This window comes from Desulfobotulus mexicanus (genome assembly GCF_006175995.1).
Lineage (GTDB): Bacteria > Desulfobacterota > Desulfobacteria > Desulfobacterales > ASO4-4 > Desulfobotulus > Desulfobotulus mexicanus.
In genome coordinates, this window is the sequence record NZ_VDMB01000001.1 from 204,879 (window position 1) to 230,514 (window position 25,636).

General features: G+C 45.2%; 22 protein-coding genes and 2 pseudogenes. 18 read left to right on the forward strand and 6 right to left on the reverse strand.

The window, feature by feature from the left end; all coding sequences use genetic code 11:
- Positions 1–26: 26 nt before the first annotated feature.
- Positions 27–797 carry a tetratricopeptide repeat protein gene (locus FIM25_RS00860; protein WP_139445201.1) on the forward strand — a complete coding sequence of 257 codons (771 nt, stop codon included), beginning with the start codon at positions 27–29 and terminating at the stop codon, positions 795–797.
- Between the two features lie 142 nt (positions 798–939).
- Here FIM25_RS00860 and tkt read toward each other — a convergent pair whose 3' ends face one another.
- Positions 940–2,943, reverse strand: a complete 2,004-nt coding sequence (tkt, locus tag FIM25_RS00865; RefSeq protein WP_139445203.1) for a transketolase — start codon at positions 2,941–2,943, stop codon at positions 940–942.
- Between the two features lie 102 nt (positions 2,944–3,045).
- Positions 3,046–3,915 (reverse strand): radical SAM protein, encoded by an 870-nt coding sequence (locus FIM25_RS00870; RefSeq protein WP_139445204.1) that lies wholly within the window; start codon positions 3,913–3,915, stop codon positions 3,046–3,048.
- Between the two features lie 743 nt (positions 3,916–4,658).
- On the opposite strand from FIM25_RS00870, the gene htpG reads away from it, so the two are divergent.
- From htpG to FIM25_RS00950, 17 genes and pseudogenes are all read left to right on the forward strand, one after another.
- Positions 4,659–6,575, forward strand: a complete 1,917-nt coding sequence (gene htpG, locus FIM25_RS00875) for a molecular chaperone HtpG (RefSeq protein ID WP_139445206.1) — start codon at positions 4,659–4,661, stop codon at positions 6,573–6,575.
- A gap of 204 nt (positions 6,576–6,779) precedes the next feature.
- A complete protein-coding gene (gene rfbA, locus FIM25_RS00880) occupies positions 6,780–7,655 on the forward strand; it encodes a glucose-1-phosphate thymidylyltransferase RfbA (RefSeq protein ID WP_342774313.1) in 876 nt (291 codons plus the stop codon).
- Positions 7,652–8,074 carry a sugar 3,4-ketoisomerase gene (locus FIM25_RS00885; protein WP_139445209.1) on the forward strand — a complete coding sequence of 141 codons (423 nt, stop codon included), beginning with the start codon at positions 7,652–7,654 and terminating at the stop codon, positions 8,072–8,074. The genes rfbA and FIM25_RS00885 overlap by 4 nt, the downstream gene beginning before the upstream one ends.
- Positions 8,049–8,282 (forward strand): annotated as a pseudogene (locus FIM25_RS17825) (LbetaH domain-containing protein); the annotation flags it as partial. The gene FIM25_RS00885 and the pseudogene FIM25_RS17825, both read left to right, overlap by 26 nt.
- A 21-nt stretch (positions 8,283–8,303) precedes the next feature.
- A pseudogene (locus FIM25_RS17830) lies at positions 8,304–8,498 on the forward strand (DapH/DapD/GlmU-related protein); the annotation flags it as partial.
- A 187-nt stretch (positions 8,499–8,685) separates the two neighbouring features.
- Complete coding sequence (locus FIM25_RS00895; protein WP_139445213.1) at positions 8,686–8,979, forward strand: hypothetical protein; 294 nt, start codon at positions 8,686–8,688, stop codon at positions 8,977–8,979.
- Positions 8,969–10,495, forward strand: coding sequence for a DegT/DnrJ/EryC1/StrS family aminotransferase (locus FIM25_RS00900; RefSeq protein WP_139445215.1), 1,527 nt, complete (start codon positions 8,969–8,971; stop codon positions 10,493–10,495). Before FIM25_RS00895 ends, FIM25_RS00900 begins: the two co-directional genes overlap by 11 nt.
- A complete protein-coding gene (locus tag FIM25_RS00905; RefSeq protein WP_139445217.1) occupies positions 10,482–11,726 on the forward strand; it encodes an O-antigen translocase in 1,245 nt (414 codons plus the stop codon). The genes FIM25_RS00900 and FIM25_RS00905 overlap by 14 nt, the downstream gene beginning before the upstream one ends.
- Positions 11,727–11,759: 33 nt before the next feature.
- On the forward strand, positions 11,760–12,713 hold the full coding sequence (locus FIM25_RS00910) for a glycosyltransferase family 2 protein (RefSeq protein WP_139445221.1): 954 nt from the start codon (positions 11,760–11,762) through the stop codon (positions 12,711–12,713).
- Positions 12,710–14,029, forward strand: a complete 1,320-nt coding sequence (locus tag FIM25_RS00915) for an O-antigen ligase family protein (RefSeq protein WP_139445223.1) — start codon at positions 12,710–12,712, stop codon at positions 14,027–14,029. Before FIM25_RS00910 ends, FIM25_RS00915 begins: the two co-directional genes overlap by 4 nt.
- A gap of 25 nt (positions 14,030–14,054) precedes the next feature.
- Positions 14,055–15,170, forward strand: coding sequence for a GDP-mannose 4,6-dehydratase (gene gmd / locus FIM25_RS00920; protein ID WP_139445225.1), 1,116 nt, complete (start codon positions 14,055–14,057; stop codon positions 15,168–15,170).
- Between the two features lie 67 nt (positions 15,171–15,237).
- A complete protein-coding gene (gene fcl / locus FIM25_RS00925; RefSeq protein ID WP_139445227.1) occupies positions 15,238–16,221 on the forward strand; it encodes a GDP-L-fucose synthase in 984 nt (327 codons plus the stop codon).
- Positions 16,222–16,397: 176 nt separating this feature from the next.
- Positions 16,398–17,150 (forward strand): glycosyltransferase family 2 protein, encoded by a 753-nt coding sequence (locus FIM25_RS00930; protein ID WP_139445229.1) that lies wholly within the window; start codon positions 16,398–16,400, stop codon positions 17,148–17,150.
- A gap of 346 nt (positions 17,151–17,496) precedes the next feature.
- Complete coding sequence (locus FIM25_RS00935; RefSeq protein WP_139445232.1) at positions 17,497–18,435, forward strand: UDP-glucose 4-epimerase family protein; 939 nt, start codon at positions 17,497–17,499, stop codon at positions 18,433–18,435.
- Positions 18,432–18,980: a sugar transferase gene (locus FIM25_RS00940; RefSeq protein ID WP_139445234.1), complete on the forward strand. Its 549-nt coding sequence runs from the start codon at positions 18,432–18,434 to the stop codon at positions 18,978–18,980. Before FIM25_RS00935 ends, FIM25_RS00940 begins: the two co-directional genes overlap by 4 nt.
- A 46-nt stretch (positions 18,981–19,026) precedes the next feature.
- Complete coding sequence (locus FIM25_RS00945) at positions 19,027–21,105, forward strand: polysaccharide biosynthesis protein (RefSeq protein WP_139445236.1); 2,079 nt, start codon at positions 19,027–19,029, stop codon at positions 21,103–21,105.
- A gap of 97 nt (positions 21,106–21,202) precedes the next feature.
- A complete protein-coding gene (locus tag FIM25_RS00950) occupies positions 21,203–21,991 on the forward strand; it encodes a hypothetical protein (protein WP_139445238.1) in 789 nt (262 codons plus the stop codon).
- A gap of 105 nt (positions 21,992–22,096) precedes the next feature.
- Here the strand turns inward: FIM25_RS00950 and FIM25_RS00955 are convergent, their stop codons facing one another.
- From FIM25_RS00955 to FIM25_RS00970, 4 genes are all read right to left on the reverse strand, one after another.
- A complete protein-coding gene (locus FIM25_RS00955) occupies positions 22,097–23,008 on the reverse strand; it encodes a selenium metabolism-associated LysR family transcriptional regulator (protein WP_139445240.1) in 912 nt (303 codons plus the stop codon).
- A gap of 4 nt (positions 23,009–23,012) precedes the next feature.
- A complete protein-coding gene (coaD, locus tag FIM25_RS00960) occupies positions 23,013–23,510 on the reverse strand; it encodes a pantetheine-phosphate adenylyltransferase (RefSeq protein WP_139445242.1) in 498 nt (165 codons plus the stop codon).
- Positions 23,511–23,702: 192 nt separating this feature from the next.
- Positions 23,703–24,275 carry a 16S rRNA (guanine(966)-N(2))-methyltransferase RsmD gene (gene rsmD, locus FIM25_RS00965; protein WP_139445244.1) on the reverse strand — a complete coding sequence of 191 codons (573 nt, stop codon included), beginning with the start codon at positions 24,273–24,275 and terminating at the stop codon, positions 23,703–23,705.
- Positions 24,272–25,612 (reverse strand): sigma-54-dependent transcriptional regulator, encoded by a 1,341-nt coding sequence (locus tag FIM25_RS00970; RefSeq protein ID WP_139445246.1) that lies wholly within the window; start codon positions 25,610–25,612, stop codon positions 24,272–24,274. The genes rsmD and FIM25_RS00970 overlap by 4 nt, the downstream gene beginning before the upstream one ends.
- Positions 25,613–25,636: the final 24 nt, after the last annotated feature.

Below are 25,636 nucleotides of genomic sequence, written 5' to 3' on the forward strand. Positions count from 1 at the left end.
TCACTTAGATAAAATAGGAGGCACAGATGCACTGCTTAACAAAAACTGGTGTCAGGCTGTTTTTCATACTTGCGCTGGCCTTCCTTCTTTCTGGGGGATGTGCGGGAAAGAGGGCTGCCAATATCAATGAAGCCAGGGCTGTCCGGGATCTGGGCGAGGCCTACCTGATTCAGGGTTCCTATTCCAGGGCTTTACAGGAATTTCTGAAGGCGGAACAGCTGAATCCCAGAGATCCCTACCTCTATAATAATATGGGGCTTACCTACCTTGCCCTGGACCGGCCCGAATCCGCCGTATTAAGCTTTAAAAAAGCCGTAAATATCAAGTCAGACTATGCCCCTGCCCAGAATAATCTGGCCACAGCCTACATGGCCACAGGCAATTGGGATGAAGCCATTGAGGTCCTCAAACTCCTGAGTGAGGATCTGCTTTATGCCACACCCCATTACGCTTTATCCAACCTGGGCTGGGCATATTACAACCTCAGTAATTATGATGCGGCCCTGAGATATTATAACCGTTCTCTGCGCCATGAACCCAGGCATCCTCCGGCCCTGCGGGGGCAGGCCATGACCTTTTCCGCCATGGGCAGAATGTCTGAAGCCCTGCGATCTGCGGATCGCCTGACCACTGAACTCCCGCAAAATGATGCGGCGTGGATGCTTAAAGGTGAGATTCTTGAAAAAATGAATCAGAAGGAAGAGGCAAAAAAGGCCTATGAAGAAGCCCTGCGCACGGCAGGGGAGGATACGGCTATGAAGGATGATGCGGAAAGTGCCCTAAGGCGTTTGAAATAAAATCTGCTTAGGCACACAGGCTATTTGCTCGTGACGAAACGATTTCAACATCACCCACAAACAGCCTGTATGCCTTATGCAAAGACCTCATGAAAATAAACAAATCCCGGAATCAAACCACTAAGATTCCGGGATAACGTCACTACTTTTTCCTCGCCAGAATCACAGCCCGGTTCACCAGGTTTTCCACAAAGAACCCGAAATGACGCAGAACTTCCTTATCAGGACCGGATGCACCGAAGGTTTCTATGGAAATAATGTCGCCTTCGTCTCCTGCATACTTATGCCAGCCCATGGCAATGCCTGCCTCTATCACCAGACGTTTTTTAAGGGCTGGGGGCAGAATCCGTTTTTTATATTCATCCGTATCTTTCTCAAACAGCTCCCATGAGGGCATGCTGACAACCCTTGCCTGAATGCCTTTTTCCAGAAGAATCCTGCGGGCTTCCACAGCCAGATGCACTTCAGAGCCGGAAGCAATGAGGGCAATATCCGGCGTACCATCGGCATCCTCCAGAATATAGGCACCCCTTTCAGGCCGCCCCCTCTTATTGTCAGTATTAAGAACGGGAAGTCCCTGACGGCTGAGAATCAAAGCCGTGGGGCTGGAATTGCTGCGCATGGCCACCTTCCATCCCACTGCCGTCTCATTGGCATCCGCAGGCCGGAAAACCGTAAGGTTGGGGATGGCACGCAGGGAGGCCAGATGCTCCACTGGCTGATGGGTGGGTCCATCTTCGCCCACGGCTATGGAATCGTGGGTGAATACATAGATCAGGGGCAGACGCATGAGGCTGGCCACGCGGATGGCAGGCCGCATGTAATCGGCAAAGACAAGGAAGGTGGCACCATAGGGCCGGATACCGTTGTGCAGGAACATACCAGCCATGATGGCACCCATGGCGTGCTCCCTGACTCCAAAACGAATATTGCGGCCTTCGGGACTTTCAGCCTGAAATTCCGTCTCACCATTCAAAAAGGTTTTATTGGAAGGGGCAAGATCTGCGGAACCGCCCATGAGGGCAGGTACTTTGGCGGCAATGGCATTGAGCACCTTGCCCGATGCCGCCCTTGTGGCAATTTTCTCGCCAGGGGTAAAGTAGGGGATATCTTTATCCCAGCCGTCCACCAGAAAACCGCTCATGGCATCCAGCCAGAGGTTAGCCATATCCTTATGCTCTGCCGCATAAAGGCGGAAAAGTTCCAGCCAGGCATCTTCCTTTTCCTGCATCTTTGCCTGAACACCTGCAAAATGGGCGTAAACCTCTTCGGGAACATGGAAATCGGCATCTTCGGGCCAGCCATAGGCTTTTTTGGTCAGACGGACCTCTTCGGCTCCCAAAGGGGCACCATGGGCATCGGCAGAACCTTCCTTGTTGGGGCTGCCAAAGGCAATGCGGGTTTTTAGAACAATGAGGGAAGGTCTGTCCGTAATGGTTTTTGCCGTTTCCAGCGCTTTTGTGATGGCATCCATATCATTGCCGTCTGTAACGGTGAGGGTGTGCCAGCCCATGGCTTCCATACGGCCAGCCACATTTTCCGTAAAGGCAATCTCCGTTGATCCTTCAATGGAAATGTCATTGGCATCGTAGATGCAAATCAGCCTGCCCAGCTTCTGATGCCCGGCAAGGGACATGGCCTCACAGGCAACACCTTCCATGAGATCTCCGTCACCGCACATCACATAGGTAAAATGATTCACCAGATCAAAACCGGGACGGTTGAAACGGGCAGCCAGATGACGTTCCGCCATGGCCATGCCCACGGCATTGGCAATGCCCTGCCCCAAAGGACCTGTGGTGGTTTCCACACCCGGTGTATGGCCGAACTCCGGATGTCCCGGTGTTTTTGAACCCATCTGCCGGAAGTTTTTCAGGTCTTCCAGGGATACGCCGTATCCGGAAAGATGCAGCAGACCGTAAAGCAGCATGGAGCCATGACCACCGGAAAGTACAAAGCGGTCCCTGTCCAGCCATGCTGGATTTTTGGGGTTATGGTTCATCACCCGGGTCCAGAGGGCATAGGCTGCGGGCGCAAGACCCATAGGAGCTCCGGGATGTCCGGAATTGGCCTTTTCTATGGCATCCATGGCAAGTGTTCGGATGGTGGTAACGCAGAGGGCGTCCGTGGACGGGGTGGAACTCATGGGGCATCTCCTTGGAAAAAAAGAAAAAAGCATCCTTGATAAGGGGCAGTCCGGGCCATTGGTTACACCGGATGCGTTAATGTTGCAAGAATTTTTCAGGGATTAAAGGGCCCTCAGGTATTCGGGCTTCAGCTTAATCTTTCCTGCCAGGGCATCATTGATCATCTTGAGGGTTTTATCCCTGTCCTTAGGCAGATGGGCCCGTATGGGCAGGTAGTTGGATGCGTGATTGGCATGGAAAAGTCCATCGGAAAGATCTGTGCTGGCTATCATCATGCCCAGCTCCTGAAGCATTTCTTCGGCACCGATCAGCTCAAAACGTCCTTCCTTATGGTCCTTGTTCAAAGGAGCCCCAGGAGTCAGCATCAGGCTTAAGGCACCCACGAATTCAGGGTCTATGGCCGTCAGCACCCTGCCCGTTTCCTTTGCATGGATCATGGAGCGCTCCCTTCCGGCAACGCCATTCAGGACGGTAATGGACAGCTTGATCCCTGCGGAGCGAATCTTTTTGCCCATTTCTATCATACGGGCACTGTCCGCTCCCTTATTGATGGCTTTCAGGGTCACATCATCTCCAGTCTCAAGACCAAAATAGGCAATGGTAAGCCCCAGATCCTTAAGCTGTTTCATTTCTTCAACGCTTTTAGAGGCAATACTTTTTGTGTTGGCGTAGGTTCCAACCCTTTCCAGCCAGGGCAGCTTTTCCCTGATACGTTCCATAATGGGCACCAGTCTCTTCATGGGCAGGATCATGGCATCACCGTCACAGAGAAAAAGCCTGCGGATGCGGCGGTACTTACTTGCTGCGTAGTCTATGTCCTTAAAAATCTGTTCATCACTTTTAATGGAAAAACGCTTGGCCTTGTACATCTCACAGAAGGTGCATTTGTTGTGGGAACAGCCCACGGTCACCTGCAGCAGAATTGAATCCCCTTCGCTGGGGGGACGAAAAATCATACCCTGATAATCCATATTTTCTCACCTTTATTGCATTATTTTCATGAACTTTCAGCCATGCGATCCTTCATTCAAAAAAAATTGCATGGCCCGTTTTTGCGTCTGCCAGCGGACTGGGCTTCACAGTGCTTATCAAGCCCGTTAAGGTATAACAATACAGTTTTAAGGGTTCTCCAGGGCCCTTTTGCCCTCACCTCCGCCCCCTCTCCCTCAGGGCTTATCTTTACCCATAAGTCCGGAATTATGAAATCAGGGGTACTAACATAGAGGAAATTGTGGGCAGCAGGCCTTCCCCCCCCTTGGGTGAGAATATTCTTTATGGAACTCTCATCCAAGGGGCAGGCACAGGGGCCTGCCCCTACAAAACAGGGGCTGCATAATTCATTCGCAGGTGCAGATTGTGTCTGCCCTACCTGCTCCTTTATAGCGTTGAGGCCGGTCGTGAGTATTGTCGTTAAGGACTTTAAGGTCATTAAGGTCATTAAGGAACGTGAGGGAAAAAGAGCATTTGAACACCCTCAAAACTACATTTTTGCAACTCAACAGGCTTGATAAAAATTGTAGGTAAAGCCCAGCCCTCAGAGAGAGGGGAGAAACACAGACCCTAAAAGAGCAAACTGTGACAAAAGATACAACACTTTCCGCTGCTTGCAAGGTCTGCCCTTGACAAGTGCATTTTTCACCCCATTTTTTGTCGGAAACTGAAACCATGTGCAAGCTTTGTTTTTCAATGTACCACAGCAAGGAGAAAAAGATCCATGAAGCAGGAAACCCATGCCTTCCAGACCGAAGTTAAGCAGATGCTCAACCTCATCATCCATTCCTTATATTCCAATAAGGAGATTTTCTTAAGGGAGCTGATCTCCAATGCCTCGGATGCCATAGACAAGCTGAGATTCAAATCCCAGACCGACCCTGAAATTCTTGGAAGTGACACAGATTTTTATATCCGCATTACGCCGGATAAAGAGAATAAAACTCTTACCATAGAAGATAACGGCATAGGCATGAGCTTTGAAGATGCCGTTGAAAACCTTGGCACCATTGCAAAGAGCGGTACGGCCGGCTTCATGGAAGCCCTGGAGGCCACCCGAAAAGAAGGTACCCTCACCCCGGAGCTGATCGGTCAGTTCGGTGTGGGTTTTTATTCTTCCTTCATTGTGGCGGACAAAGTCGTGGTGGAAAGCCGTACCCCCGGTGCGGACAAAGGCGTGCGCTGGGAATCCGAAGGCAGCGGTGAGTATTCCGTGGCAGAGCTTGAAAAGGAAGGCAGGGGCACCCGTATCACCCTTTTTCTGAAGGACGGTGAGGAAGGGGATCTCAATTTCACCGAGGAATGGACCCTCAAGGACATCATCAAGCGCCATTCCGACTTCATTGCCTATCCAATTCTCATGGAGACGGAATCCCATGAGCCTATTCCCGAGGAAGAGCAGGAAAAGGATGAGGAAGGCAAAGCAAAGAAAACCATGCGCAAGGTGCGCAAGGATGAAACATTAAATTCCATGAAGGCCATCTGGGCGAGAAAAAAAGATGAGGTAAAAGACGAAGAATACACGGAGTTCTACCGTCATATCTCAAAAAACTGGGATGAACCCGCAGAAAAACTGCACCTGCATCTGGAAGGAGCCGTGGAATATGACGTTCTCATTTTCATTCCCTCCAAAGCTCCCTTTGACCTCTTCCAGAGGGACAGAAGACATGGCCTGCACCTTTACTGCAAGCGGGTCTTTGTCATGGACGATTGCAAGGAGCTTCTGCCTGAATACTTAGGCTTTGTTCACGGTGTTGTGGATGCACCGGATCTGGACCTCAACGTCAGCCGTGAAATTCTCCAGCAGAACAGCCTTGTGCGCAATATACGCAAAAACATTGTAAAGAGGGTCTTTGACCTGCTTTCCAAAATGGAAGATGAAAAATACCTCTCCTTCTGGAAAGAATTCGGCCCCATGCTCAAGGCAGGTATTCCCACGGATTTTGAAAACAAGGAAAAAATTGCAGAACTTCTGCGCTATCCCACCACAAAATCCGGAGAAAAACTCAAAGGTCTCAAGGAATACGTGGAAAACATGGCCGAAGGACAGGAAGCCATCTACTACCTTTCAGGTGAAAATCTTACGGCCCTGATAAACAGCCCCCATCTGGAAGCTTTGAAAGCCAAGGATTATGAAGTGCTGCTCATGACGGATCCCGTGGATGAGTGGGTGGTGGACAGCCTGAGGGAATTTGACGGCAAGCCCCTGAAAAGTGCCGAAAAGGGCGACCTTGAACTGGAAAAACCTTCCGAAGAGGTGGCCGAAAGCTATAAGGGTCTCTTTGAATTCATCAAAAAAGAACTGGAAGAGGACGTAAAAGAGGTCAAGGCTTCAGCCCGGCTCAAGGAGTCCGTAGCCTGCCTTTCCGCCGATGCCTTTGCCATGAGTGCTTTCATGGAAAAGGTCATGCAGGCTTCAGGTCAGGAAATGCCCAAACAAAAAAGGGTACTGGAGCTGAATACGGCCCATCCTGTACTTGAACGGCTTAAGGAACGCTTTGGCGCAGATCCCGCAGACCCTTCCATGAAAGACTGGGCTGCCATGATCTTTGACCTTGCCGTGGTCAGTGAAGGCGGCCGCATTGAAAACCCCTCCCGCTTTTCCAGGCTGGTGGGTGAGCTGATGGCAAAATCACTGTAAGATACTCCCCGATCCAGTCTGGTTAGAAGGTAAGCTTTATGCGCTTCTTTTTTAAGTTTGCAGTCGTATTATGCCATTCCTTAAAGGGCTGGATCGGTAATCAGAAAAGTTTAAAACAATAAAATTGTGTAAATGTTTAATGTGAAAAAGAAGAAGTAACTTTTAAGAAGAAAGGAAAAGGGGAGAACCCTTTTTTTGATTGCTATGATAAAAGGCATTGTTCTTGCCGGAGGCTCTGGTACCCGATTGTATCCCATAACAAGGGGTGTATCCAAGCAGCTTCTGCCTATCTATGATAAGCCTATGATCTATTATCCCATCTCTGTTCTTATGCTGGCGGGCATACGGGATATCCTTGTGATCACAACCCCGGAAGACCAGTCTTCCTACGAGAGGCTTTTGGGAGATGGTTCGGATTTCGGCATCAGCTTGAGTTATGCTGTTCAGGCCTCCCCGGATGGCCTGGCCCAAGCCTTCATCATTGGTGAAGACTTCATCGGAAAAGACAAGGTATGCCTGGTGCTGGGGGATAACATCTTTTACGGGCAGGGTTTTACACCCAAACTTAAAGAAGCCGCAGCCAGAGAAATAGGGGCCACAGTGTTTGGATATCAGGTGAGAGATCCTGAACGATTTGGCGTTGTAGCTTTTGATGAAAACAGGAGAGCCGTTTCCATTGAAGAAAAACCAGCCAGCCCTCAATCCAATTATGCTGTGACTGGTCTTTATTTTTATGATAATGAGGTCGTTCGGATTGCGAAGGAAGTAAAACCCTCGGATAGGGGAGAGCTCGAGATAACCAGCATAAATAAAGAATACCTGAAGCGTGAAACCCTGCATGTAGAGCTTCTGGGCAGGGGCTTTGCATGGCTGGATACGGGAACCCATGAAAGCCTTCAGGAAGCAGGTATGTTTGTGCAGACGATAGAAACACGGCAGGGGCTGAAGGTTGCCTGTCTCGAAGAGATAGCCCTGAATAATGGCTGGCTGAGTAGAGAAGATGTTTGCAAGGCAGGAGAAATGCTGAAAAAGTCTGGTTATGGCCAGTATCTGCTGAGGCTCTGCAGGGAGAAAACATGACACTTCTTAATTGGATTGATTTTGTTGTACGGGGTGATGAAAGAGGCTCCCTTGTGGCCATTGAGGGCGGAATGAATATCCCCTTTGAGATAAAAAGGGTGTACTATATTTTCGGAACCGATGAAGGCGTTGCCAGAGGGTTTCATGCCCACAAATCCCTGCAGCAGGTGGCAGTATGCGTCAGTGGAAAATGCAGGATGGTTCTGGACGATGGAAGAATCCGCGAGGAAGCCTGGCTGGATTCTCCGTCAAAGGGCCTTCTGATTGGAGATATGATCTGGCGGGAGATGCATGATTTCAGCCCGAACTGTGTATTGATGGTGTTTGCCAGTGAGTATTATGATGAAGGGGATTATATCCGGGATTACGATACTTTTTTAAATGGGGTTTGTGATGTACATCATTCATCCTCTTGCTGATGTAAAAACGGATAAGATAGGCACAGGCACCCGGATATGGCAGTATGCGGTTGTTTTTGAGGATGCTGTTCTGGGTGAAGACTGTAATATCTGTGCCCATACCCTTATAGAAGGTGATGTCATCATCGGAGACAGGGTGACGGTTAAATCTGGTGTGTATTTATGGGATGGTGCACGTATTGAATCTGATGTTTTTATTGGTCCCAATGCTACATTCACCAATGATCCCATGCCAAGATCAAAGGTATATCCTGATCGTTTTTTCGGTATAACAATCAGGAGGGGAGCCAGTATAGGTGCCAATGCAACCTTGCTTCCCGGGGTGACAGTTGGTGAATATGCCATGGTTGGTGCAGGGACTGTTGTTACAGAAGATGTGGAACCGTATGCTGTTGTTGCGGGTAACCCTGCCAGAGTTTTGAGGTTTTTAAGCGGAAAGTCTTTTTGATGTATTGAGATCAGAACAGCTTTAAATAAATAGGCGGATCCCATTCATGCCATAAATTTAAGGCCCAGGTAAAAAGTGGTAGAATGGATGTGCCTGAAGCTTATCGGTATCTGGAATCCAGAAGCATTGAAGTCATTTTTTGTAAGAGACAGGACTTAGAAAGATGAAGGTCAAAGTCATAAGACAGGGCTCTAGTTATGTTATTCCGATTCTGGAAAATACGGATCTGGAGCTGGATTCTTTTTATGTGGAGATTGACCCCTCCCTTGAAGCCATTTTGTTTCGGGTTGGTCAAAGCGATACCATCGCTAAGCTCAGGGAGCTCAATGATATCTTAGGCGGGGATGACTATCTTTCATTCAAGCTGAAACACCTTCCGGAAAACTATAACCATACCAGCAGCCGCAGTGATGACGACATTCTTGCCGAAGCCCTGATGGAAAAATATGGAAAATAAATTTCTCATAGATGTGAACATCGCACTGGATATTCTGCTGGACAGGCTGGATACATCTCCAAGAATCTATGAGCTTTTTCAAAAGCTGAAAGCTCTTCCAACTATTTACCTTTCTACCTCACAGTTGCATACCATAGCTTTTATTTTTTTTAAGGAAGGCAGAAAAAGCAGACCCCTGCATATCCTTCAGGAGGAATGGCAGCTTTTTTTAAAATTTTTTACCTTGATAAAAACACCTGCCTATCTGGATGTGAATGATCCCCTGTTTCAAAGAGACACGGAGGACTACCTTATCGAGGCATCCGCAAAAATTGTCGGGGCAAAAATCATTACCCGTGATACGGCTTTCCTTCGTGCTTCCGAGTATGCGGTTTCCATAGATGATTTTTTATCCCTTCCGGTTCAGGAAGAAAAGAACATTGCTTTTCTGGATTTGAAAGCCATCAACGAAGCCCATGCCTCGGAGCTTGAAAGGGCCTTTGACGGGGTACTGCATAGCGGCTGGTACATTCAGGGGCAGCAGGTGAAAGCCTTTGAATCGGAATTTGCTGCATACTGCGGAACGCCTTTCTGTATTGGCGTTGCCAACGGCCTGGATGCCCTGACCCTGACCCTCAGGGCCTGGAAGGAAATGGGCAGGCTCAAGGAAGGGGATAAAATTCTTGTACCGGCCAATACTTACATTGCCAGTATCCTTGCCATCACGGAAAACCGCCTGATCCCCGTACTGGTGGAGCCGGATCCTGCAACTTTTAATATCAGTCCTTCAGAAATTCTTAAATTTCTCGATTCAAAAACAAAGGCTATTCTGCCTGTGCATCTTTACGGGCAGATGGCGGATATGCCAGCCATTAAGGAAATTGCGGAAAAGAATGATCTGTTAGTGCTGGAAGATGCGGCTCAGGCCCATGGTGCCATCATCGGCGGTAAAAAGGCAGGAAGCTGGGGGGATGCGGCTGGTTTCAGTTTTTATCCGGGAAAAAACCTTGGGGCTTTAGGCGATGCCGGAGCTGTTACCACCCATGATGAAGAACTGGCCCTCACCATCCGTGCCCTTGGCAATTATGGAAGCCATATAAAGTATGAAAACCTTTATCAGGGTGTCAACAGCAGGCTGGATGAAATACAGGCCGCCCTTTTGAGGGTGAAGCTTTTCCATTTGGATAAGGACATTGAAAAAAGACAGGCTGTGGCAAGGCAGTATATGGAGGGCATAAATCACCCTGAAATTTTACTTCCTGCCTGGAAGGAGGATGCTTCCCATGTTTTCCATCTTTTCGTACTGCGCTGTCAGAGACGGGATGCTTTGCAGGCATATCTCGCTGAAAAGGGTATTCAGACCCTGATCCATTATCCTGTAGCTCCACATAAACAGAAAGCTTATGGGGCATGGAAGGGGATTAGATTACCCCTTACGGAGCAGATTCACAGGGAGGTTTTGAGTCTGCCTATGGGATCGATAATCTGTAAAATTGATGTTTTTGAGGTGATAAAGGTTCTCAATGAATTTAATTAAGACATCTTTTCTTACCTTTATAGCCACAGCAGTCAAAATGATTTCCGGCCTTGTGATCAACAAGGCTGTTTCTATTTATATTGGCCCGTCCGGGCTTGCACTGGTGGGACAGTTTCATAATTTTATGCAATTAACGATGACCCTTGCGCAAGGTGCCATCAATAGCGGTGTGACAAAATATACTGCAGAATATGGTAAGGAAAGCTTAAAGATTCCAATGCTGTTTAGCACAGCGGCCAGAATAAGTATTGTGTGCTCATTGGTGGTTGGTGTTGCAACCATTGCAGCAGCACCATGGCTTTCTGAGTGGTTTTTAAAATCAGGGGATTATGCATATGTTTTTGTGGTTTTTGGTTTTACAGCTGTGCTTTTTGTTCTGAATAATTTTCTTTTATCCATTATTAACGGACTTAAAGAGATAAAAACTTTTGTAAGTATTAGTATTATACAAAGCCTTTATAGTCTTGTTTTTACATCTGTTCTTATAGTTTTTATGGGCTTGCACGGTGCTTTGCTTGCCCTTGCAACCAATCAGTCTGTTGTTTTTTTTGTAGTTTTATACCTCCTTCGGAAACATTCCACTATCCGTCTTTATAATTTTTGTAAGGGTTTCAGTAGGCCGGAAGGTAAAAAACTCCTGGGTTACGCTGCCATGACCCTGACTTCTGCAGCAACGGTTCCTGTATCCCACCTTATTATACGAAATTTTTTGGGAGAAACCCTTGGATGGGATGAGGCTGGTTACTGGCAGGCTATCTGGTATATTTCCACCATGTACCTCATGGTTGTGACAACATCTTTAAGCATCTATTACTTGCCAAGGCTTTCAGAGATTAAAGAGAAGGCTGAACTTCGCAGAGAAATATTGAATGGCTACGCAATTATTTTCCCTATAGTAACATTGCTGTCAGCAGGAATTTTTATCCTGAAAGATTTTATTATCTTACTTCTTTTTACTCCGGATTTTTATCCCATGCGGGAACTTTTTCTGGTTCAGCTTGTGGGGGATGTTGTAAAGATTGTCTCTTGGTTGCTAGCTTATTTAATGTTGGCTAAGGCTATGATCAAGGCTTTTATCTGTACGGAGATTATTTTTGCAGCTTCTTTTGTGGCTTTAACCTTCTATTTTGTAGGTTTTTATGGACTGGTTGGGGTTACATATGCTTATGCAACTAATTATGCATTGTATTTATTGATAATGATTTGGGTTGTTAAAAGTGAAATTTTATGAATACGGTTGGTACATTTGTAAAGGATTTTGGCAATGAATAATAAGAATCTTGTAAGTGTTGTGATCATTTCATACAACTCTGAAAAATATATTCTGGATGTTTTAGAAAGTGTAAAATGGCAGACATATAAAAATTTAGAACTTATTATAAGTGATGACGGTTCAACCGACAAAACGGTTTTGCTTGCAGATGGCTGGTTGAATGAGAACAAAAGCTTATTTAAGATGTGTAAGCTTGTGGCAAATAATAAAAATACAGGTATAACAGCAAATTGTAACAGAGGACTGAAATCTGCTAATGGTCAATATGTAAAGCTGATAGCTGCTGATGATCTTCTTTTAGAAAATTGCATAGAAGATTTATTGCAATTTTGCTTAAACAATGAGCTGGAATTTTGTTTTTCGAGGGTTTTACCATTTTCTGAGAATGAAGAAACAGATTATATCAAGACTAAGATAAAAGATGACAGGTTTAATTACGATTATTTTTTTAATAAAAAAAGAGATGAGCAGTACAAAGCACTACTGAGATTGACAACTCCGTTCAGTATAATTGTTGGTGGATTTTATAGCATAAATCTTTTAAAACGGGTTGGGTTTTATAATGAAGAGTATGAAATGATGGAAGATTACCCTTTTATTTTAATGCTTTCCAGATTGGGTTATCGATTTGAATTGTTGGATGTTTATACCTGTAAATACAGAGTGAGAGAACCAGAGTGTTTAATTGATTATAAAACCAGTAAAAGATATAATTTGCATTATATGAATCTTAGATCATTTAGAAAAAAAGTTGTAATTAAAGAAATGATCGGGCAGCGCATGTATTTTTCAGCTATTTATATGGTTTTTCTTTTATGGTTACTGAGTATTGAATATAAACAGGATTCTAAGTTTTTAATGTTCATATTTACTGTAGGGAGAAGGCTTAAGCAATTTATAATGGCTAAAGGAGTAGCTGGATTAAGAAGTGAAGAAAAAAAATGATTAGAGCATATAATTTACTTTTTGCTTTGTTTGTTTGCATTAACTTGCATTTGCTTCGTAATCTAAGCATGGTTTTAATGTTTGGGCTGATTGGTTCTTTGTATATTGTCCTTTTTTTTGGTGTTTTGAATCAAAAAACCTTAATGATAAAAACAAACCATCTTTATTTCTCTTATTTGCTTTTTATACTTTTCAGTTTTTATGTTGTTTTTATTTCTGCATTTACCCATGAAGCGAGCGATTTTCTCAATGGGTTTTTGCGGTTTTTTTTATTAATGCCGATGGGTATTTTTGGCTATTTGTATATTAATAATGAAGAACAAGTTAGAAAAATATTGATTTTTTATGCTGTGTTTATAGCTGTAAGTTGTTCTACAGTCCCCTTGCAGCATTTTATAGGGCCAATCAACTGGTTTAGCTCTGTTTTTGAAAGGGCTGGAATGCCAAGGTATAGCAGCCTTATGGGAAGTGTAACCGTTACTGGTATTGCAGGTGGTGCTGGTCTTGTGGTTTTGTTGCTGCTTTCCAATATTAATAGTAGCATAAGATTCGGATTGGTTTTGTCTATATTGGTAGGTATGATTTTTAGTTTACAAAAGGCGTCTTTAGTTAATATTCTTTTGGCCTTTTTTATATATTTATGGTTTTCGGGTAAAATATCAAAGTGTGTGCTTGTTCGGTCTTTATTAAAAACCTTATTTATATTAGTTCTTTTGATGGTTTTTATTATTAGGTCAGAAGTAGCGGAAAAATATTTAATAGGATTTATGGCTTCAAATTTTAGTGAAACAATAACTTCAGATCAAAAAGAAACCGCTAAAGCTTACTATGATTACACTCTTTTGGAAAGTATGGGGCAAAGACTTGTTTTGCTGCCTAAAAAAGTTTTGCATGCTTATGGCGAGGAAATTCTCATTGTTGGAGCCGGTTTTAAGGCAATGGCAGGTACATTAGCCCAGGAAGGTCCTATGAACCATAATGGTTTTTTCGATCTCTGGTTTTCTGGTGGTATTGTATACCTCTTAATTTTTTTAGTTTTGATTTTTTATTTGATTAAACAAATAAAACGAGCTGTTAGGTTTTCTGTAAGGAGTTCTGATAGCTTAATGCAGAATAATTTATATTGTTTTTATGGGTTATTAATAATGATCCTCATTAATAACTTTGGAGCAAATACGCTTTTTCAACCCAATACAGGGGTGATTTTTTGGCTGTTTGTTGGTATTTTAGCAGGCCATTATAATAGAAAATTAAGTTATGGCAGGATGAATTTATTAAAAAAAAGTTGTAATGGCTTGGTTTGTCAGGATAAATGATTTTACTGCAGGAGTTTTACCTAATATGAAAAAAGCTCTTATAACCGGAATCACTGGTCAGGACGGTAGTTATCTTGCCGAGTTTCTCCTTGAAAAAGGCTATGAGGTTCACGGAATCAAACGCCGTGCGTCACTTTTCAATACCCAGCGTATCGATCACATCTATGAAGATCCCCATGTCGAAAACATGCGTTTTAAGCTCCATTACGGAGATCTTGCGGATTCTTCCAATCTCACCCGCATTATTCAGGAAATTCAGCCAGATGAAGTCTATAACCTTGCGGCTCAGAGCCATGTGGCGGTAAGTTTTGAATCCCCTGAATACACGGCAGATGTGGATGCCATGGGTACTTTGAGAATTCTGGAGGCCATCCGCATTCTGGGCCTTGAGAAGAAAACCCGTTTTTATCAGGCAAGCACCAGCGAGCTTTTTGGTCTTGTGCAGGAAACTCCCCAGAAAGAAACCACACCCTTTTATCCCAGAAGCCCCTATGCTGTTGCCAAACTTTACGCATACTGGATTACGGTGAACTACAGGGAGGCCTATGGCATGTATGCCTGCAATGGTATTCTTTTCAACCATGAATCCCCCCGTAGGGGAGAAACCTTTGTGACCCGTAAAATCACCCGTGGCCTTTCCAATATCGCTCAAGGCCTTGAGTCCTGTCTTTATATGGGCAATCTTGATGCCTTGCGAGACTGGGGCCATGCCAAAGATTATGTTCGCATGCAGTGGCTGATGCTCCAGCAGGATTTTGCGGAAGACTATGTCATTGCCACAGGAAAGCAGTACAGCGTGCGGCAGTTCATTCTCTGGTCTGCTTCAGAGCTGGGGCTTGTCTTACGTTTTGAGGGAGTTGGAGTGGATGAAGTTGCTGTTGTGGACTCTGTGGAGGGAGATAAAGCTCCATTTATTCAGCCCGGTGATGTGCTTGTGCGCATTGACCCACGCTATTTCAGGCCAACGGAGGTGGAATCCCTCTTGGGAGATCCATCCAAAGCAAAGGAAAAGCTGGGTTGGGTTCCTGAAATTACAGTGCAGGAAATGTGTGCTGAAATGGTGAATGAAGACCTGCGTATTGCAAGGCGCCACGCTCTTTTAAAGCAAAATGGATATGGAGTCCCCGTTTCCTTTGAGTAGTTTTTTTTCTTTATGCAGTAAGCTGTATTCTAGGGAAAAAGGGATTTTCATGGAAGGTGAGGTTTTTATGGAAACAGAAACGCTAGGCCATAATGAAAAAATTTTTGTGGCAGGTCACAAAGGCATGGTGGGAAGCGCCATTGTCCGGCGTTTGCAGACATTAGGGTATGCTAATATTCTCACCCGAACCCGTCAGGAACTTAATCTTCTGGACCAGAAATCTGTTTCCGATTTCATGTTATCTGAGAAGTTAGATCAGGTTTATCTCGCTGCGGCCAAGGTTGGTGGCATTTATGCAAATAACGCATATCCTGCTGAATTTATATATGAAAATCTTATGGTTGAGGCCAACGTTATACATGCAGCCCATCTGGGTGGTGTTCAGAAACTTCTTTTTCTTGGGAGTAGTTGTATTTATCCAAGGGAAGCGATACAGCCTATGACTGAAGAAGCTCTTATGACAGGTGTGCTGGAGCCGACAAATGAACCCTATGCTATTGCCAAGATTGCGGGCATCAAACTTTGCGAGAGCTATAACCGTCAATATGGAAGAGATTATCGTAGTGTAATGCCCACAAATCTATATGGGCCTGGAGATAATTTTAATCCTGAAAACAGTCATGTGATACCTGCTCTCCTGCGCCGTTTCCATGAGGCTGTGCTGCAGAATATAGATGAAGTGGTGATCTGGGGCAGTGGTACTCCTATGCGTGAATTTCTGCATGTGGATGATATGGCTGCTGCTTCTGCGTATGTGATGCAGCTGGATGAAACCACATACAAGGCTCACACCCTTCCCATGCTTTCTCATATCAATGTGGGTACGGGTGTGGATTGTACCATACGTGAGCTTGCAGAGACTATTGCAAAGGTTACGGGTTTTCGGGGTCGTCTCACCTTTGACACAACAAAGCCCGATGGAACCCCTCGGAAATTGCTGGATGTTTCCCGTCTCCGTTCTCTTGGCTGGGAAGCCAGTATTGCTCTGGAAGAAGGCCTTGCTGATGCTTACGGCTGGTTTATAAGTCATCAGGAAAACTTCAGGGAATAGGTTATTATTGATCTGATTTTGTATTGTTGTGCTGTTATGTTTCTGGGCTTTTCTCGGATTCTTGTATTTTAAAGTTATTTGGCTGTGGTAAAGATATTAATAATAAATTTGTCTTGTATCCTGTGCTGCTATCTTTATTGCGGTTTTTAATATTTGTTGAAATGAAAAGGAACATCTTGAAGATATCAATTATAACAGTATGCTATAATAGTCAGTCTACAATATTGGATACTATAAAATCTGTGTTCTCTCAGACTCATTCCGATGTTGAATATATCATTATTGATGGTGGATCTTCTGATGATACTCTCAAAATAATTTCTAATTTCAAAAATCGAATTGCTAAGATTGTTAGTGAACCGGATAACGGTATCTATTCAGCTATGAATAAGGGCTTGGCTTTGGTAACGGGAGATATTGTTGGTATTTTGAACAGCGATGATTTTTATGCCAATAATCGGATTTTGTCAAAAGTTGCAGAAACTTTCGAAAGGGAACAGGTAGATTGTGTTTTCGGTGATCTTGTTTATGTTGATGCTGTTCATACTGAACGTATTGTTCGATATTGGAAATCTTCACCGTACAAGCATGGTCTTTTTCAGAGAGGATGGCATCCACCACATCCTACTTTTTTTGTAAAAAAAGAACTCTATTTAAAATTTGGTAATTTTGATGAGAGCTTTATGATTGCATCAGATATAGAAATTATGCTGCGTTTTATTGAGCGATATAATGTAAGGCCTTTTTATATTTCTAAAATTTTGGTTAAAATGAGATGTGGAGGAACAAGCAACCAGAGTTTGTGGAATATTTTTAAAGCGAACATCGAATGCTATAAGGCGTACAGGATTAACGGTGTTCCTCAGCCGTTAACTGCGCTATTTTTAAAGCTTTTATCCAGGCCTTCTCAATATTTTAAAAGGTTGTAATGATTAGCACCCTGTCCCGGCCCCCTGTGTCAGTGTAGTTGCCAGAAGGTTATGGATCCTGTCCTGGCGGATAGGTTTATTTATCGTGCGGCATAGATCTGGTAGCTGATTCTTTAAGCATCTTATCGGAATATTATATATTCTAGATTAGGTCCGAACTTCTGAGTAGCCTGGATTTAGTTCTTACAATTCAGGTGCTTAAGGATTGGCTAATTATCTATCTGTGCTCAAAATGATTTTGAATCTGGCAACAAGTCACTCTATTACAGAACGTCGTAACATGGCGTGCGTTACTTATTAGAAAGTGTACTTGGAATTGATTTGTAAATAATTTTTAGGTGAAAAAATGAGATTAGCAGTAACAGGTGCAAATGGTTTTATTGGGAAATATTTACTGGCTTCACTATCTGGGAAGGGTTACATTCTGACAGCTGTTGTGCGTTCTGCTTATTTAGAGAATTTCCCTGAAAATTGTACGGTCAAAAAAATTGATAATTTGGATGAAAAGCAGAATTGGCATGAAATTCTTAAAGATCAGGATATTGTTGTTCACTGTGCTGCCCGCGTGCATGTGATGCAGGATCGGGCTGCTGATCCCCTTGCGGAGTTTCGGAAAGTGAATGTGGAAGGAACCCTGAATCTCGCACGACAGGCTGCAAAGGCGGGTGTCAGGCGTTTTATTTTTTTAAGTTCCATAAAGGTAAACGGAGAGGAAACTTCCAGAATTTCTTTTTTTAAACCTGATGATATGTATAATCCCCGTGATGCTTATGGCATTTCTAAAATGGAGGCAGAAAAAGGTCTTTGGGAAGTTGCTTCAGATACAGGAATGGAACTGGTTGTTATCAGGCCTGTGCTGGTTTATGGTCCTGGGGTAAAGGGCAACTTCAACAAAATACTTATATGGTTGGATAAAGGACTGCCTTTGCCCTTGGGCGCAGTAAATAATCTTCGCAGCATGGTTTCTTTGGAGAATCTTACAGATTTTATTGTGCTTTGTGCGAAGCATGCCTCAGCAGCCAATGAAGTTTTTTTGGTCAGTGACGGAAACGATATTTCCACAACTGACCTTCTTCGTGCAGTGGGTAAATCCATGGGAAGGCCTTCCCGTTTACTGCCTGTTCCTGATAGCTGGCTTCACTTTGGAGCTGTATTACTGGGTAAAAAAGTAGTGGCTCAGCGTCTTTTGGGTTCGCTTCGTGTGGATATAAGCAAAAATATTGAACTGCTGGGCTGGAAGCCACCTTTATCTGTGGAAGAAGGTTTGAGGAGGTGTATTAAGTGATCCGCTTTTTTGATTTTATATTTTCTCTGGCAGGTCTGGTGTTTGGTTTTCCTGTGCTCCTGCTTCTGGCAGTAATTGGGTATTTTGACACGGGCTCACCAATTTTCAGACAGGAAAGGGTAGGACGGCATCAGAAACCCTTTACCCTGATTAAGTTTCGGACCATGAAGCTTGATACGCCTTCCGTTGCCAGCCATTTAGCCAGCGCTGCTGCCATTACACGTTTTGGACATTTTCTTCGCAGGACGAAGCTGGATGAGTTGCCTCAGTTGTGGAATGTTCTGAAAGGGGATATGAGTCTTGTTGGACCGCGTCCGGGGCTGTTTAATCAGAAAGATCTGACTTCAGAACGGGCGAAGCGCAGAGTTTTCGAAGCTCTTCCGGGTATTACAGGTCTGGCTCAGGTGAATGGAATTGATATGTCTGGCCCAGCCCTACTTGCTGAAACGGATGCTTTGATGCTACGGACATTAAGTATTAAGAGTTATTTTTATTATATTTTTATGACATTATCGGGTCATGGGGCTGGAGACAGGGTGTCATGAGTTGGATATATGATCTTAATAATGTTGGGTTTTGCTGGATTTATTTATGTTATCAATAAAAAAAACTGTAGATTTTCTTGTCGGTATTCCCAGATGGCAGAAAAGATTGCTTTGCCTTATTGTAGATTGTTTTTTTGTCATTTTTGCTCTCTGGCTGGCGTTTGTTTTACGAATGGGGCATAGTGCTGTTCATGTAAAGGATCTTATATGGGTTTTTATTGCGGCACCGCTTCTGTCCATACCTGTTTTTATCCGCATGGGCCTCTATCGGGCTATTATTCGTTATATTGGCTCAGATGCTCTGAAAACCATTTTTCATGCCGTTACCCTTTCTTCTCTTTTGCTTGCCTTGTTTTTTTTCTGGTTCAGGGATTTTACTTTTTTTGTGCCTGAAGGGACTGTGGTTCCACGATCTATAGTTGTTAACTATTGGTTCTTGTGCGTTTTTTTTATCGGAGGTAGCCGTTTTCTGGCAAGGAATATTGTAAACCGGAATATGCAGGTCCGGGGACTTTTTCTTCCGGTAATAAAAAGAACTAAAACACATGCCTCACCAGTAGTGGTATATGGTGCGGGTGCCGCAGGTTTTGAGGTCATGGGAGCTTTGGTGCGCAGCAGGGAATTTCTTCCTGTGGCTTTTATTGATGATGATAAGAAACTGCATGGGCGGGTTATGGCGGGTTATCGAGTCTTTTCTCCCGCAAGCCTTTCAGGTTTAATTGAAAGATATGACCTGCGTTATGTCCTTCTGGCCATGCCTTCCGTATCAAGGTCCAGAAAACAGCAGATTATTAATATGCTTGAGCCTTTGAATGTGCATGTAAAAACCCTGCCCAGCGTGAATGAAGTCGCCGAAGGCAGGGTAGCTGTTCAGGATATTCAGGATGTGGATATTGCTGATTTACTGGGGCGTGATCCTGTTGCAGCCCAAAAGGAGCTTTTGTCTCATTGCATCACAGGAAAAAATGTGATGATTACCGGTGCCGGAGGATCTATTGGTTCTGAACTCTGCCGTCAGGCTCTGAGGCAAAATCCTGAGTTGCTTGTACTTTTTGAGCACTCTGAATTTGCCCTTTATAAAATTGAACGGGAACTTCTTCAACTTCGGTCCAGAGAATCCATTGAAACCCTTATTGTTCCGGTTCTGGCATCTGTCTGCGCATGGGGACGAGTACTCGCAGCACTCAGAGCTTTTGATATTCATACCGTTTATCACGCAGCCGCATACAAGCATGTTCCCCTGGTTGAACAGAATATGGCTGAAGGGGTCCGAAACAATGTATTTGGTACGCTGGTTGTGGCTCAGGCAGCCATGGTTGCAGGGGTGGAGCACTTTATCCTGATTTCAACGGATAAAGCCGTACGCCCTGCCAATGTCATGGGGGCTACCAAGCGGATGGCGGAGATGCTCCTGCAGGCCTTAAGTCAGGTAGCCGTGTTGGATCAGCCCCTTTTGATTCCCAGAGAAGAGGCCTTTGGTGTAGAAAACAGAACATGCTTCAGCATGGTGCGCTTTGGTAATGTGTTAGGATCTTCTGGGTCTGTGATTCCACTTTTTAGAAAACAGATAGAAGCAGGCGGTCCTGTAACCGTTACGCATCCGGATATGACCCGTTATTTTATGACCATTCCTGAGGCTGCAGAACTGGTGATTCAGTCCGGTGCGATGGCCAGAGGAGGCGATGTTTTTTTGCTGGATATGGGAGAACCTGTTTCTGTTCTGTCACTTGCCCGCAGAATGATTCTTCTTTCGGGCAGCAGTATAAAAGACAGTGATAATAGTGATGGGGATATAGAAATCGTGTTTACTGGATTGCGGCCTGGCGAGAAACTGTTTGAAGAGTTACTTATTGATATAGCAGGTAAGGAAAGTACATCCCATCCCAAAATTTTTCGAGCCCATGAAGCACACCCGGACTGGCATGGATTTTCCCTTTGTCTGGATCGTATTCATGGGGCTATGAATTATTGTTTCCCCCATGGGGCTCCGGCGTTTTGTGATTGTGATGCCATCCGGCGTATTCTTATGGAAAACGTGGATGGATATATGCCACAGTGTGATATTTCGGATCTGATTTGGGAAAAAATGTCTAGGAGAAATTGTATTGATAATCAACAGGTTTAATTTGCTTTTGCATTGAGTTGTAAATTAAAGTTTTTTGTATGTTTTTGAATAGAATGTATTTTCACTATTTTTTTAATGTAAGGGTTCTGTATTATTCATGAATAAACATTCCATAAAAATCCAAGATGGATATTTCGGAGCGTTGGAAGAAGATGAAATATCCCTTGTGGATATTGCAAAAGTTCTTGTTAAAAGGTGGCCATGGTTCGCAATTGTTTTTATGGCGGTTTTGGCGACAGGCTTCAGCTTGATTTTTTTGTATAATAACAACTCTCATGAGTATCTTTCAATCTATAGAGTGGCTGAATCTTCACCGGGAAATCCGCTGATTTCTCTTAAGTCAACGGGGGAAAAAGCAGAGGTTTATTATAAGGGGCTTGTTGTTAATGATTTTTTGGCTCAGAAAAATGTAAAGGCCCTGTCATTTCCGTTTGATATAGAAGTCGCAGATAATTCAGGTATGATAATTGCTAAATCCAGGTCCTCAGTGAAAGATAATGTAAAAATTGAAAGTATACGAACTATTCATAAAATGTTTTTTAGTATGATAGTTAAAGAAGAAGGTTTAGTTCATGGGAAAAAAGTAGAAATTTTAAGCCGAAAGATTGAATCTGCAGAAAAGGCGCTGGAGCTTTTAAGCGAATCAGCCAATCTTAATGTAGTGGAATTTTCTATACAATATATGGATCAGATTGCGCAGGCAAAAAATGATCTTGCTACCCTTAATTCTGGAGAGATTCTTCAGCTTGCCCAAGTGCAGCCTGAGGAAAGTAAAAAAGCCCTTATGATAGCAGTTGTTGGAATGCTTGCATTCATGTCGGGTATTATGGCACCTTTTTTGGCAGAGTTTGGTGCAAGGGTAAGGCATGCCCTGAGAGAAAAATAAGCGTTGTCAAGTCAGACTGGGCGAAGACCAAAGGCAGGCTAAAGGCCTGCTTTTTCCATTTTACCCTAAAAAAGGGGCGTGGAGGAATCGTGGTAATCGGAATTTTTAAATTAAGTCCTCCGGCAGTTTGTACACTTCCTGCATGTAGCGGATAAAAGCCGTGCACAGGGGAGAAGGTGTTCTGTCCTTGTGCCGGGTGAGGTAGAAGTTTCTGGAAAGGTGCAGGCCTTCCACGGGAATGCAGCGGATGCGGCCCGAAGCAAGCTCTTCTTCCACGGCTATGGGAGATAGAATGGAAACGCCTAGTCCGCTTTTTATCCCCTGTATCACAGCCTGGGTGTTTCCCATTTCCGCCACCACAGAGAGGTCTTCTATGGCGATGCCAAGGGTTCTTAAGTGGCTGCTGATGGCCTGACGGGTGCCTGAGCCCTTTTCCCTGAGAATAAAAGGTGTTTTGGACAGAGTTTCAAGATCAATGCTTTTGCGGTCGGCCAGGGGATTAGAGGCAGGAACCATCAGTCCCATGACATCTTCCAGTATACAGACCTGTTCCGCCCTGCGGTCTTTGGCAAGGGCACCGATAATTCCCAATTCCAGAGTGCCTTCCAGGGTTTCCGCAAGGATCTGTTCGCTGTCGCCGATGACAAGGGAAAGGGTGACATCGGGATGGCGTTCGGCAAATCCGCCTACCAGCCTTGGAAGAATATATGCACCCGGAATGGTGCTGCCTCCCACCACAAAACGTCCTTTGATTGATCCCTGAAATTCCGCCATGGCAGTTTCCGTTTCATCCCGCAGCTGCAGCATGCGGCGGGCATGCTGATACAGAAGGCGGCCTGCCTTGGTGGGAACGGCTTCTTTACCCAGTCTGTCAATGAGTCGGCATCCGAAATGGCTTTCCAGATCCCGGATATGACTGCTGATGGTGGGCTGAGAAAGGTGCACGGCCTGACCTGCCCTGGAAAAGCTTTTGCGCTCCACTACCTTGCAGAAAATGTTTAACTGCCATAAATCCATTGGATTATCCCTTGCCCAGTTTTTCTTTAAGCCGCTGATGCACCACAGGGCTGACCATGCCGGAGATATCCGCACCGAAGCTGGCCGCTTCCTTGATTACGGAAGAGCTGGTGAAAATCCAGCGCAGCCCTGTGATGAGAAAGACAGTCTGTACATCCCTGTTCAGGCGGCGGTTCATCATGGCCATCTGAAATTCACTTTCAAAATCTCCCATGGCCCGCATGCCCCTGACAATGGCTCCGGCCCCCTTTTGTTCTGCATAATCCACCAGCAGGCCACCAAAGCTGTCCACTTCAATGCGGTCTTTGTATTCTGAAAGGCTCTCCCGGATAAGTTCCTTGCGCTCTTCCACCGTAAAAAGACCTGTTTTTTTCGGGTTGTGGAGGATGGCGACGATCACTTTGTCAAAAATGCCCAGTGCCCGTTCTATTATGTCAGTGTGGCCGTTGGTCAAAGGGTCGAAGGAGCCGGGATAAATGGCAATTTTTTCTGTTGGTTCCATGGGAGTTCACCTGGTTTTTTTGTTTTATATCATAGCCTTGATTTCCGACAGTCCAGTTGGAAGATATGGCTATAAGTATGATTGCGGCGGCTGGGTTACATCTGTACACGATAGCAGCGCACAGCGACGCCTTGTTGTAGAGCAGCTTGCTAATCTATCCGGAAGTTTCTTTATGTTAAGATATAGAAAAAATCAATGGCTCTCTTCTTTGTCTGACAGAAAGGAGAGCCTTGCCAGAAGGGTTTTTCCGTAGACACGAAGGTCTTCCCTTATAAACCCTTCCTTTTCCGGGGGCAGGGGATCTTCTGCCGTGTGCTCACAGATGATACAGGATGCGGATGTCAGAAGTCCGCTTTTTTTCAGGTGTTCAAGGGTAATGGCCGTAAGGCCCCTGCCATAGGGAGGATCCATGAAAATAAGGTCAAAGGGGGCTTCATTGCGCAGGCACCTGAGGTCTTTTCTGATATTCCACTTAATGATACGGCTTCTGTCTTCAAGGCCTAAGTTTTCAATGTTGTAATACAGTACCTTCAGGGCCTGGGGGTGCTGCTCCACAAAGACCGCAGACAGGGCACCACGGCTGAGGGCTTCCATGCCAAGGGCACCGGTTCCTGCAAAAAGATCCAGTACCCTTGCCCCTTGCACACGGTCTGATCCCAGTATGGAGAAAAGGCTTTCCCGGAGGCGGTCGCTGGTGGGGCGGGTATCGGTGCCGGAGGGGGCCTTGATGCTGCGCCTTTTGAGACTGCCCGCAATAATCCTCATCCTGCCAGAGCTTCCATGAGTTTTTGAAAGGTTTCCGGGTCCAGACCGCAGGCCTCTGATGCTTCCGAAATACTGTGGTTGTGTATGGCAAGCTGTCTGCGCAGATACATGACACTGAAAAGATCCATGGCACTCCGGTAATCCCTTGCTGCCATGGGATCGGGCAGTGCAGGCAGGCCAAAGCCCAGTTCCTCAAGGATTTCTTTCGAAATGTCTGTTTCCTGTACGGAGATGGCGATCCTTTCCATGATGTTTTTCAGTTCCCGTACGTTTCCCGGCCAGTCATGGGTGCATAGGAGGGCAAGGGCTTCGGTGCTCAGTGTTTTTACAGGTATCTTTCCCCTGAGCGATGCTTCTTCAAGAAAAAGGCTTGCCAGTGGAGCGATGTCTTCCTTTCTTTCCCTTAAGGGTGGAACAGTAATGGGAAGCACGGCCAGCCTGTAATAAAGATCTTCCCGGAAGTTACCCAGACGGATTTCCTGCTCCAGATTTCTGTTGGTGGCGGCTATGATCCGTACATCCACCTGTATCTCCCGACTGCCCCCGGCCCTGTGAAAGCGCCCATCCTCCAGAAAGCGCAGAAGGTGTCCCTGGGCGGACATGGGAAGATCTGCCACCTGATCCAGAAAAAGACTGCCCTGGTGGGCCATTTCTATGCTGCCCTTGTGGCGGGCAAGGGTAGTGTCTGTACCGCCCTTTTCCATGCCAAAGAGCTCATGTTCAATATGTTCCGGAGAAAAGGCCGCACAGTTCACACAGATGAGGGCTTCCTCGGAACGCTGGCTGAGCTGGTGAAGGCTGCGGGCAACCAGTTCTTTGCCCGTACCGTTTTCTCCCAGAATCAGGGCCGGCATAAGGCTCCCTGCTGCCTGGAAAACCTGAAGTCGCAGCTGCTGCACAGGTGCAGAATTACCGGTGATGGCGTGGCGGTCCAGATTTTTTTTCTTGAGGTAGCGGTTTTCTTCCTCCAGTTTCTGGAAATTCAGGGCATTGTGAATGGTGATTAGCACCTTGTCTATGGACAGTGGTTTTTCTATAAAATCAAAGGCCCCTGTTTTTGTTGCTGTGACAGCGGTATCTATGGTGCCGTGGCCTGTGATCATCACCACGGGCAGGTGGGGTTCTGTTTTTCTGATTTCCTTTAAGGTGTCAATGCCGTCCATACCAGGCATCCAGATATCCAGCAGCACCAGATCCGGTATATCTTCTTCAATGCGTTTTAAGGCTTCATATCCGTTGGCTGCGGTTTTTATCTCAAAACCTTCATCCTGCAGAAGGTCGCCCAGGGTTTTCAGGATGCCGGGTTCATCATCCACAATGAGGAGTGTGGGAAACATGGATTTTCTCCTTATAAGTCATAG

What these genes read in the sequence shown, in the direction of transcription:
- FIM25_RS00900 (WP_139445215.1), top strand. Translation starts at nt 8,969, where the DNA reads ATGGAAAATAAATTTCTCATAGATGTGAACATCGCACTGGATATTCTG.
- FIM25_RS00915 (WP_139445223.1), top strand. Translation starts at nt 12,710, where the DNA reads ATGATTAGAGCATATAATTTACTTTTTGCTTTGTTTGTTTGCATTAAC.
- fcl (WP_139445227.1), top strand. Translation starts at nt 15,238, where the DNA reads ATGGAAACAGAAACGCTAGGCCATAATGAAAAAATTTTTGTGGCAGGT.
- htpG (WP_139445206.1), top strand. Translation starts at nt 4,659, where the DNA reads ATGAAGCAGGAAACCCATGCCTTCCAGACCGAAGTTAAGCAGATGCTC.
- FIM25_RS00970 (WP_139445246.1), bottom strand. Translation starts at nt 25,612, where the DNA reads ATGTTTCCCACACTCCTCATTGTGGATGATGAACCCGGCATCCTGAAA.
- FIM25_RS00935 (WP_139445232.1), top strand. Translation starts at nt 17,497, where the DNA reads ATGAGATTAGCAGTAACAGGTGCAAATGGTTTTATTGGGAAATATTTA.
- FIM25_RS00870 (WP_139445204.1), bottom strand. Translation starts at nt 3,915, where the DNA reads ATGGATTATCAGGGTATGATTTTTCGTCCCCCCAGCGAAGGGGATTCA.
- coaD (WP_139445242.1), bottom strand. Translation starts at nt 23,510, where the DNA reads ATGGAACCAACAGAAAAAATTGCCATTTATCCCGGCTCCTTCGACCCT.
- FIM25_RS00955 (WP_139445240.1), bottom strand. Translation starts at nt 23,008, where the DNA reads ATGGATTTATGGCAGTTAAACATTTTCTGCAAGGTAGTGGAGCGCAAA.
- FIM25_RS00895 (WP_139445213.1), top strand. Translation starts at nt 8,686, where the DNA reads ATGAAGGTCAAAGTCATAAGACAGGGCTCTAGTTATGTTATTCCGATT.
- gmd (WP_139445225.1), top strand. Translation starts at nt 14,055, where the DNA reads ATGAAAAAAGCTCTTATAACCGGAATCACTGGTCAGGACGGTAGTTAT.
- FIM25_RS00905 (WP_139445217.1), top strand. Translation starts at nt 10,482, where the DNA reads ATGAATTTAATTAAGACATCTTTTCTTACCTTTATAGCCACAGCAGTC.
- FIM25_RS00885 (WP_139445209.1), top strand. Translation starts at nt 7,652, where the DNA reads ATGACACTTCTTAATTGGATTGATTTTGTTGTACGGGGTGATGAAAGA.
- FIM25_RS00860 (WP_139445201.1), top strand. Translation starts at nt 27, where the DNA reads ATGCACTGCTTAACAAAAACTGGTGTCAGGCTGTTTTTCATACTTGCG.
- tkt (WP_139445203.1), bottom strand. Translation starts at nt 2,943, where the DNA reads ATGAGTTCCACCCCGTCCACGGACGCCCTCTGCGTTACCACCATCCGA.
- FIM25_RS00950 (WP_139445238.1), top strand. Translation starts at nt 21,203, where the DNA reads ATGAATAAACATTCCATAAAAATCCAAGATGGATATTTCGGAGCGTTG.
- FIM25_RS00945 (WP_139445236.1), top strand. Translation starts at nt 19,027, where the DNA reads ATGTTATCAATAAAAAAAACTGTAGATTTTCTTGTCGGTATTCCCAGA.
- rsmD (WP_139445244.1), bottom strand. Translation starts at nt 24,275, where the DNA reads ATGAGGATTATTGCGGGCAGTCTCAAAAGGCGCAGCATCAAGGCCCCC.
- rfbA (WP_342774313.1), top strand. Translation starts at nt 6,780, where the DNA reads ATGATAAAAGGCATTGTTCTTGCCGGAGGCTCTGGTACCCGATTGTAT.
- FIM25_RS00910 (WP_139445221.1), top strand. Translation starts at nt 11,760, where the DNA reads ATGAATAATAAGAATCTTGTAAGTGTTGTGATCATTTCATACAACTCT.